1 protein-coding gene is annotated in these 1,002 nt (G+C 66.3%); it reads right to left on the bottom strand.

Annotated elements, in window-relative coordinates; translation table 11 throughout:
• Positions 1-1,002 (bottom strand): acyltransferase domain-containing protein (locus AF1_RS32695; RefSeq protein ID WP_131733084.1); only part of this gene is annotated, 1,002 nt, incomplete at both ends.

Genomic DNA, 1,002 nt, shown 5'->3' with positions numbered 1-1,002 from the left:
GGTCGGCTTGGCGGTATGGGTGTGGTGTGCGGCGAGTGAGGTGAGGAATTGGTGGTATCCGTCGTGGTCGCGGCGGAGGGTGGGGTGTGCGGCTGCGGGTGGGGTGATGACGGTGTGGATGGCCGGGGTGAGGATTGGGTGGGGGCTGGTCTCGATGAAGGTGGAATGGTTTTCGGCCAGTTGGGTGAGGGCGGGGTGGAACTGGACGGGGTTGGCCAGGTTGTCGTGCCAGTAGGTGGCGTCGAGTGTGCTGGTGTCGGTGATGAGTTGGCCGGTGAGGGTGGAGTGGTACGGGATGCTGCCTTGTTGTGGGGCGATGCCGTTCAGGCTGGCGATGAGTTGGTCGCGTATCGCGTGCATGTGCGGGGTGTGGGATGCGTAATCGACCGGAATGGTGCGTGCGTCGATTCCTTGGTCCTTGCTGTGTGCGATCAGTGTTTCGGCTTGGGCGGTGGCTCCGGCGATGATGGTGTGTTCGGGTCCGTTGAGTGCGGCGATGTGCAGGTCGTCCAGGCCGAGGTGTTCGATCGATGCTTGGGCGCGGTCGGGGGCTACCGGTAGGGAGATCATGCGGCCGGTGTCGGCGAGGGTGGTCAGGGCCTGGGCGCGGGTGGTGACGATGTTGGCGGCGTCGTCGAGGGTGAGGGCGCCGGCGATGTGTGCTGCGGCGATTTCGCCCTGGCTGTGGCCGATGACGGCGTCGGGGTGGATGCCGTGGTGCTGCCAGAGCCGGGCCAGCGACACCATCAGTGCGAACAAGGTCGGCTGGATGACTTCGGTCGCAACCGGTGGCCGGTCGGCGCGCAAGATGTTCAGCAGGTTCCAGTCGGTGTGCGGCTCCAACGCCTGCGCGCACTCATCAATGGCGCGGGCGAAAGCGGGCGACTCGGCGAGGAGTTGCACGCCCATTCCGGCCCATTGCGAGCCCTGGCCCGGGAAGACGAACACGATTCCGCCATTGGCCGGGAGGGTGTCGGGCCCGATGATCAGCGACGGATGCGG

Source organism: Actinomadura formosensis NBRC 14204, from assembly GCF_001552155.1.
GTDB classification, from domain to species: domain Bacteria; phylum Actinomycetota; class Actinomycetes; order Streptosporangiales; family Streptosporangiaceae; genus Spirillospora; species Spirillospora formosensis.
Note: the sequence above shows the minus strand (reverse complement) of the source record. Positions and strands in the feature narration are given on the sequence as shown.